At 45.8% G+C, this 8,395-nt stretch carries 9 protein-coding genes; all 9 read right to left on the bottom strand.

Features of this window, described 5'->3' with window-relative positions; translation table 11 throughout:
* Positions 1-213: 213 nt before the first annotated feature.
* The 9 genes from DW039_RS07940 to DW039_RS07900 all read right to left on the bottom strand — a co-directional run bounded on the left by DW039_RS07940 (position 214) and on the right by DW039_RS07900 (position 8,331).
* A complete protein-coding gene (locus DW039_RS07940; RefSeq protein ID WP_005830522.1) occupies positions 214-417 on the bottom strand; it encodes a helix-turn-helix transcriptional regulator in 204 nt (67 codons plus the stop codon).
* Positions 418-460: 43 nt separating this feature from the next.
* Positions 461-1,102: a DUF2975 domain-containing protein gene (locus tag DW039_RS07935; RefSeq protein WP_005830526.1), complete on the bottom strand. Its 642-nt coding sequence runs from the start codon at positions 1,100-1,102 to the stop codon at positions 461-463.
* A 15-nt stretch (positions 1,103-1,117) separates the two neighbouring features.
* On the bottom strand, positions 1,118-1,723 hold the full coding sequence (locus DW039_RS07930) for a DUF2975 domain-containing protein (RefSeq protein ID WP_098031794.1): 606 nt from the start codon (positions 1,721-1,723) through the stop codon (positions 1,118-1,120).
* 23 nt (positions 1,724-1,746) lie between these two features.
* Entirely contained in the window at positions 1,747-2,415 is a 669-nt protein-coding gene (locus DW039_RS07925; RefSeq protein WP_005830532.1) for a DUF2975 domain-containing protein, read from the bottom strand.
* Positions 2,412-3,206: a CPBP family intramembrane glutamic endopeptidase gene (locus tag DW039_RS07920; protein WP_009037681.1), complete on the bottom strand. Its 795-nt coding sequence runs from the start codon at positions 3,204-3,206 to the stop codon at positions 2,412-2,414. The genes DW039_RS07925 and DW039_RS07920 overlap by 4 nt, the downstream gene beginning before the upstream one ends.
* A 181-nt stretch (positions 3,207-3,387) precedes the next feature.
* Positions 3,388-3,873, bottom strand: a complete 486-nt coding sequence (locus DW039_RS07915) for a DUF3836 domain-containing protein (protein WP_016272428.1) — start codon at positions 3,871-3,873, stop codon at positions 3,388-3,390.
* Between the two features lie 225 nt (positions 3,874-4,098).
* Positions 4,099-5,040, bottom strand: coding sequence for a bifunctional riboflavin kinase/FAD synthetase (locus DW039_RS07910; RefSeq protein WP_120381848.1), 942 nt, complete (start codon positions 5,038-5,040; stop codon positions 4,099-4,101).
* Complete coding sequence (locus DW039_RS07905) at positions 5,024-5,644, bottom strand: HAD family phosphatase (protein WP_005830542.1); 621 nt, start codon at positions 5,642-5,644, stop codon at positions 5,024-5,026. Before DW039_RS07905 ends, DW039_RS07910 begins: the two co-directional genes overlap by 17 nt.
* Before the next feature lie 2 nt (positions 5,645-5,646).
* Positions 5,647-8,331, bottom strand: a complete 2,685-nt coding sequence (locus DW039_RS07900; protein WP_008662643.1) for a calcium-translocating P-type ATPase, PMCA-type — start codon at positions 8,329-8,331, stop codon at positions 5,647-5,649.
* Positions 8,332-8,395 lie beyond the last annotated feature (64 nt).

Below are 8,395 nucleotides of genomic sequence, written 5' to 3'. Positions count from 1 at the left end.
CTGATATCGGTTATAAAAAGAAAAAGCGTCTAGCTAAATCAGGAAAAGACATTACTCCAGAATGTAACGGTTTTTACATTATGAAGTAACGACGTTTACCATAGTATGTAAAGGCGTTTACCGTAGTATGTAAAGGTGTTTACTGTAGTACGTAAACGGAGTTTCTTAAGGCGGTAAGCATTTCAACCTCTACTTGCGCCTTCTTCTCCCTATTTATCCCTCCTTAAACTCCAGTATATCCCCCGGCTGGCAATCAAGTTCCTTACAGATTGCTTCCAGTGTAGAGAAACGGATGGCCTTAGCCTTTCCGGTTTTGAGAATAGAGAGATTGGCAGGCGTAATATCAATCTTCTCCGCCAGTTCGCCCAAAGATATCTTTCTTCGGGCCATCATTATGTCAAGGTTTACTATAATCATATAATTGTGTTCTATTTATCAATTATTCTTTTCCCACTCACACCTAAATAGTCAAGTCCTGTTCTTCCTTTATCTTCACCCCGGCGGCAAATATCTCGGTGAAAAGAATTATAATAACCAGGGATGTGAAATCCGTATCATGCGATGCAACCACTTCATAGCCCAGCAGAGCCACTTGCTTCACTGCTTCAAGATGATTCAGCCAATCGTGCAAAGTCATCAAGCCGTACAATGCAGCAAACGAATAAGTAAAGAAACGCAACCGGGCTACATTATCCGAAGTAAACACTTCCCGCTTTGAGATGGATACCAGCAAACGTATCAGGCAATAGATTCCTACAAAGAAAGGAATGATGGCAAACATGGCAAAGAAGTTCACTATGGAACTCCAGACAGTGGGGACAATCACAGTGCCTATTCTCTTTACCTGATAAGGTACTGACTTATCGGCAAAACGATTCGTCAAGGAATCGACTGCTGTCGTTTCCAAAGGTCTTACATCCACATATACCTTATCAAATAAACCGGAATACTCCGGCTGTGGAGTTCCCGAATGCACATTTACACTATTGTAACCCTCAAGAAAACTATTCTTCATATCCACCCAGCCCGCTATCATCGCATAGGTAAACTCTGCAACAATGACCAATATAGCCAGGATACCCAATATACTTATCTTTTTCATAATCCTCCCCCCACATTAAACCGTTAAATCCTGCTCTTCCTTTATCTTCACGCCGATGGCGAATATCTCGGTGAACAATGCCAACAGCATATAATTGAACCAAGCATACTTGAAAGAATAAGGCAACACCTCGTATCCCTCCAGCTGCACTTGAGAAGCCAAGTCATGATAGATGCCCCATTGCTGCAACTCGAATAAAAGACTCACCGAAATCAGCGCATAGACAAAGATGCGCATCCGACGCACATTCTTGCGCACAAACACCTCGCCTTTCGTGGCAGTAAGCACCAGCCGCGCCACACTATAGAACCCGTAAAGCGCAAACAGTCCCGCAGGAAACAGCAAGAACGATACCCACCGCCACTTCGTACTACGGAAACCTTGCACCGATACCTCACTTGTATTGCAATACATGGGCGTATCCTGTGCCGCACTAATCAAAGTATCAGCAGGCAGCGTATCATCTGCCCGCACCAAAAGTGACACAGAGGGTAAGGCATGAAAATCCTTCTGGTCGCCCGCCTCATTCCAGCCGTCCATAAATCCACTAAACATATCCGTTACAACACTACCAATAAACACTACCAAAGCCAGGAAGGCACATACTCTGATTTTATTCATATCTCTGTCCGTTCTTCTTATTATTAAATCGTCAAATCCTGCTCTTCCTTCATTTTCAATCCAATGGCAAACACTTCACCTACAATCAGCGAACAAAGCCCAAGTACCAGCGTGGTAGTGCTCACCAATTCTGAGAGGCTCAGCTCGTAACCATGCAGCGAGAATACGGTATCGATACCTATAAAATCAAGATATGATGACGCAAAGGTACAGCAGAAGCTGACAACCAGTGCCATTCCCAATCGACGCAGCCGACGTACATTCCGCCAGTTGAAGATGTCGGACTTGTTGATAGAGATTATCAAGCGGATAAACAATACTACCGCCCAAAGGGAAAAGCCCAAATGCAGATATATCAGCAAATACTTTGCCACCACTTTCCCGACAGAATCATGAGAATCTACGCTGACCATCAACGAAGAGTAGGCTGCAGGCACATAACTCCTGCTTTTCTCATTGTAGACGGAATCCCTGAAGAAATCAAACGACTCCATGGAAGAAGGTATCAGGTTGACAACCTTTAGGTTCATCAGTTCCTTGTAGGCAGCAATGTCACTCCCTTTCTTTCCCAGCTCCAGTCCGGTCTGCGCCCCCATCTTGGCTCCCAGAAAGATATAGTACCCCTGCTCCAATACCGAGTAACTCAGTACAAGCATTACCACCAGGCAGAGAATGTTCAATCTTCTTTTCATAATTCAGTTGTTGTTGTATTAGTATCAGATATATTATATTTATTCAGTTGTTTCAAGGAGAGTAGAAGCAACAATATGAAAACCACTGCCCAAACCAGTACATACGGGTTACTCAGCAGATGTGTCACATCCTCCATTTCAGGATGTTTCAGGCTCAGATAGACAGACAAGCCGTTATTCATGATATGTATCAGAATACATGCCATAAGACTCCGTGTCTTATAATAAAGCCAGGCAAGCAAGAAACCGATGAGGCAAGCACCTATTATCTGAACCGGATTCAGATGAAAGATACCGAATATCAACCCGGAAAACAAGATAGCCTTTGCCGGGCTATATCTGCGAAGCAGCTCCTTGGTAATGGCACCACGGAAAAGCAGTTCTTCCAGTACGGGTCCCAAAACAGAAATACAGAGAATACCCAGCCAACCGGATTGCAGTATATCAAATGTCTGGTCCAACAAATTGGGCAAAAAAGTAAGTTCGGACATCAGAAGACCTATTATACATATGGAAGTCATTCCGGCAAGCAGGCTCCATGCCAGATAAGGGACTGACACCGGAGAATACAGATGCTTGTCTCCCGTCAGGTAGTTCTTGCGCCACAAGTACAGTCCCATGAAAACAAAGCCCAGCAGCATGGTAGGCGCCACAGCAATCTGACCAGCCTTGTCCATGTCGAAAGTTCCATAAGCGAAATACGTATACAGCAGACAGAAAGGTCCTGCAAACAGTGCTCCTACAATCTGCATCAAAAAGTAAATCAATACTAGTTTTATTGCCGTTTTCATTGTTCTATTCGTCTAAAAGTCCGCAAAGATACACATTTTCTCTGTCAATCCGTCAAGCTGTGGCAACAAGTCCCATCAGCAGCACCATCACTGTAGAAAGTGACAATACCAATAGTGTAATACTCATAAATGCTCTTCTCATAACCTAAGCCCCTCCCTCATTTCTATATTTGTTCTTCATTTATTTCACTGCCAGGAGCAATACGTCTTCCTCTGCAGTGGCATGTTCCACCAACAGATTCCAGTCGTTGTCCTTCTTACTCCATTTGTAACTCAAGTAGTTGATGTCATCTCCCGCCTGCAGATAAACTGCTTTTTCTTTCACATCGGAGTAGGCATGCGTCTTGTTGTCCCACAAGGCATATTCCACATCCGTACCGGCTTCTGTATAATTGTAGTTCAAGCAATAGAAGCGTTCAAACGCCTGCTCAATCTCGTTCCATTTCAACGCTTCCTTCTGTATCGTACGCCCTTGGGCATCATAGATGAAATTGTATTTCAAATGGTTCTGCAGAAACTTACCGTTCTCTACTTTATATACAATCTGGGACTCCACCTGATTTCCGTTCATCACTTCATTATAGGCAAAGTTTTCCTGGATATTACCACCAAAAGCATTTATCACTACTGTCACTACAAAGATTGTTGTCATTACTAAAGTTTTCATACCGTTATTGTTTTATTAGTTCTTTATTTTGTTTTTCGATAATCATTTATCGTTTTTCGATATGCAAATAAAAGACCTTTTTTTGATATGACAAAGAAAAACAGAAAATATTTATCGAAAAACAATAAAAAAAACGCGTTTTACGATAAATGCACAGAAAACAAACACTTCAAACGGGAAAATACATAGAACTGCAAGGAGATAAATGACCTTATCGCCTTATGTTTATAAAGAAAGAATGGATTTAATCTCCACCTCGTCACGGTGAAGCTGGGCAATAAGTTCTTCTATACTGTCGAATTTCAGTTCAGGACGGGTGCGGCGCACAAAGGAAAGACGCATCGGCTGCTGATAAATGTCAGCATCAAACCGGAATATATGGACCTCAATACTGCGATCGGGACCGTTCTCCAACGTAGGTCGGTAGCCAATGCTTAGCATACCGCCGTACTCCTTGCCTTCAACACAGACACGGACGGCATACACACCATCGCAGGGAATCAGCTTGTCAGAATCGGAAACACGGAGATTAGCCGTAGGAAAACCTATCTTACGCCCCACCTGATAGCCGCCGACAACCGTACCGTCCAAAAAGAAATCATATCCCAGATACTCGGCAGCTTCCGAAACGTTCCCCTCCAGCAACAGACCGCGAATAGCCGAGGAGCTGACAGTAACCTCCGTTACCGATGTCTCCTTACTATAAGAATACGCGCGCGCAAGAAGCACCTCCATACCCAATTCGCGACCATAGTGCACATAGTCTTCAAAACCCTCGCTGCGGTTATGCCCGAAACGATGGTCGTACCCCACTACCAAAGCTTGTATCTGATAGCGTTCCTTCAGTATGGACATGAATTCCCGTGCCGAAAGCCGGGCTATTTCAGGAGTGAAATCAAGCATCATGCAATAATCCACCCCAGTCTTGGCAAGCAGGGAAACTTTCTCATCACAAGTGGTCAATAACTTCGGATGATAATCGGCCTGCATCACTTTACGCGGATGTACCGGAAAAGTCACGACCGACGAAGCAAGCCCACGCCCGGCAGCTACCGCACACACTTGCTCTATCAGGTAGCGGTGTCCCCGATGTACTCCGTCAAAGAAACCGATAGTGGCTACACTTGGACGGGAACCAATGTCCGATGTCTCACAAAACAACTGCATGTCTCCAATCCTCGTGGGCCTTTGGCGTATAGGTAGAAATACCCAACGCCTCCGCTGTCCGGCAATTGGCCTCAGAATCGTCAATGAAAAGAGTCTCGTTGGGAAGAATACCGGTCTCATCCAGTACTTTCTGAAATATATCGGCATCCGGTTTTGCCATCTTCATCTCATAAGAGAGATAGATATGCTCAAAAAAGTCCTCCGCACGGAAAGCCTTGTAGCGAAACGCGTGCAGACACGACCATTGCCAATGGATTTCATTGGTGTTGCTCAGCAGATAGACCACATATTTTTTGCGCAGTTCCAACAGTAAATCCAATTTAAAAGTAGGAATACTCACTAGGAAACTGTTCCAGGCGTCATCTATCTGGGCATCAGTCACCGGTTTCCCTATCTTTCCACGAATCACTTCCCGGAACTCCGCACTAGTAATCAACCCTTTTTCATATTTCTGGAAGAAATCCTGCTGGTGATAGAGGTCCAACATGACTTCCACGTCCGGCAATCCCAGCTTTCTGAAATTCTCTAAACAGCGCTGGCGGTCCAAATCAATCAGAACTCCGCCAAAATCAATAATAAGGTTCTTGATTCCTCTTCTTTTCATCACTATTTCTGTGTTAAACGTCGGATAAGGCGAACCAGTTCACCTATCCACAAAACAAACGAAGTAGAAACGACAATCGTCATCCAAGTCATAAAATCGAGCGGCACTGTGCGGAATACAGCTCCACCAAACTGTACAATCAGTATCTGTCCGCCCAAAATGGCAAGTATAATCAGCTCCATGCCATAAGATTTAGAAATGCCCTTGAACGCCGAGTCCGAAGTGCCGAACACACGTGCATTGAACAAGTTCCAGAACTGAAGCATAACAAAGAACGTGAAGAACACAGTCAACCGATAGGTAGTCATCCCCCCCTCTTCACTGTTAAACCAGAAGAGCATTCCCATAAGCAATACCAGAAAGGCAAAACCCATTCCCAAAATGTAATACCTCATGGACTTGGTTATAATGAAATCCGTACTCTTACGCGGCTTTTCCTTCATCACGCTCTCACTGGGTGGAATGGACGCCAAGGCCAGGGCCGCAAACGTATCCATAATCAGGTTCACCCACAACATCTGCGTGACGGTCAAAGGAAGCGTCGTACCCACCAGTGAACCCAGGAGAACGATAAACAAAGCCACAAAATTGATAGTCAGTTGAAAAACAATGAAACGCTGTATATTCTTATATAGAGAACGTCCCCACATCACGGCCGTACCTATACTGTTGAAGGAGTCATCCAGCAACGTGATGTCGCTGGCCTCCTTGGCAACGGAAGTCCCGGTACCCATCGAAAGTCCCACTTGCGCATGGTTCAACGCAGGAGCATCATTCGTGCCGTCACCCGTCACAGCCACTACCGCACCTTTCTGCTGCAACAGTTGCACCAGACGCTGTTTGTCTGTGGGGCGTGCACGCGACATTATCTTCAAGTCCATCACACGGTCCAATGCCTCCTCATCCGTCAATTCGGCAAATGCAGCTCCCGTAATGCGGTTCTTTTCCGTATCCTCCGGTTTCCACAGACCAATCTGGCGTGCTATCTCGGTAGCCGTACCCGGTGTATCTCCCGTCACAATCTTCACTCCGATACCTGCCGACTGGCATTTAGCAACGGCCGCAGGCACATCCGGACGGATAGGATCACTGATGGCAACCACACCGAGGAACGACAAGTCATTTTCAGCAACCAATGACACACAATCAGACGCTTCCGCATCATCCACAATCTTGAATGCAAAGCCAAGTGTACGCATAGCCATATTCTGATAGTTGAGCAACTGAGCCTCCACTGTAGAACGGTATTCCACCGCATCCACACGCTTGCCGTCCAACATGACATCCTTGCATTTACCCAAAACAATCTCGGGAGCTCCCTTCACATACAGCACCTTCTTCCCAATCAGGGGGGATTGCACCAGGGTAGCCATGAATTTCCTTTCCGTAGAGAAAGTCAGCTGGTCGATAACCGTAGCTTTCTCACGCAGCGCCAGATAGTCGCATCCTTGGCTGTTCAGCCAAAGCAGCAGTGCCACCTCCGTGGGGTTACCCACCCCTTTCGGCTTCTCGCCAGTCACCTCTTCTTCCAGGAAAGCAGTGGAGTTAGCACTGATACCTTCCATTACCAGCTTGCTGAGGTCATCATTCCCCAGCTGCCCGTTATTCTTCAAACCATAGAAATTGGGTTCATGCACCTGCATCAGATTTTGGGTCAATGTACCGGTCTTGTCGGTACAAATCACTGTAATGGCTCCCATCGTCTCGCATGCATGCATCTTGCGCACCAGGTTGTTGGTGGAGAGCATGCGGCGCATATTCAACGCCAGACTGAGTGTCACGCTCATCGGCAAGCCTTCGGGCACAGCCACCACAATCAGGGTAACTGCCATCATAAAGTATTGCAAAGTAGCCTGCAAGGCCGGCAGCCAATCACGGAAGGTATGAAATGAAGAAAAGTCATAGACCAGTACCACATCCTTTACAAAGAAAATGAGAAAAGCCAGACCCGCTACGGAAAAGCCAATCTTTCCAATCAGATTGGCCAATTTGGTCAACTGAATATTCAGCGGAGTAGGTTCCGTATTCTGTTCGGTACTTTGACGTGCCACTTTACCGATTTCCGTAGCATCGCCCACAGCCTCCACACGCATGGTGCCATGTCCGTCCACCACCGTTGTACCGCGCAAAATGCGATTGGAAGCATACGTAGCCTCTTCGTCAAAGTCAGCTTCTACGGTAGTTTTCGTCACTACCGGCTCACCGGTCAGATTCGATTCGTTCACTTGCAGGGAAATGGCTTCCAGCAATTCACCGTCCGCCGGAACCTCTTCACCGGTTTCCAGCACCACTATATCACCCACCACTACATCTTTACGGGGAATCTCCTGCACATGTCCGTTACGAATTACTTTCACCAAAGTTTCTTCGTTCACTGCATTCAGCAGGTCAAACTTCTTTCCGGCATCATACTCAAAGAAGAAACCGATACCGGTAGCCAGCAGAATGGCTACTATAATGCCGATAGTCTCGGCATATTCATTCTCTACAATGGAAATAATCAAAGAAAACAGAGCGGCAACCAGCAATACCCTTACTACGGGGTCCTCAAACTTCTCCAGATACAATTTCCATAAGGAAGGCCGTTTAGGAGGCGTCAATAAATTTACTCCATGTTCGTCGCGGCTCTTCCGCACTTGTTCGTCGGTCAGTCCGACATGATAATAATCATCCTTTATTGCAGTCATGCAAGTCTTTAGGTTTAATTTTGGAACGCAAAAATACAATAATAATCCGGGAAAACAATACCTA

This window comes from Bacteroides sp. AF39-16AC (assembly GCF_003602735.1).
GTDB lineage: Bacteria > Bacteroidota > Bacteroidia > Bacteroidales > Bacteroidaceae > Bacteroides > Bacteroides uniformis.
This window is presented reverse-complemented; position numbering and strand designations above follow the sequence as displayed.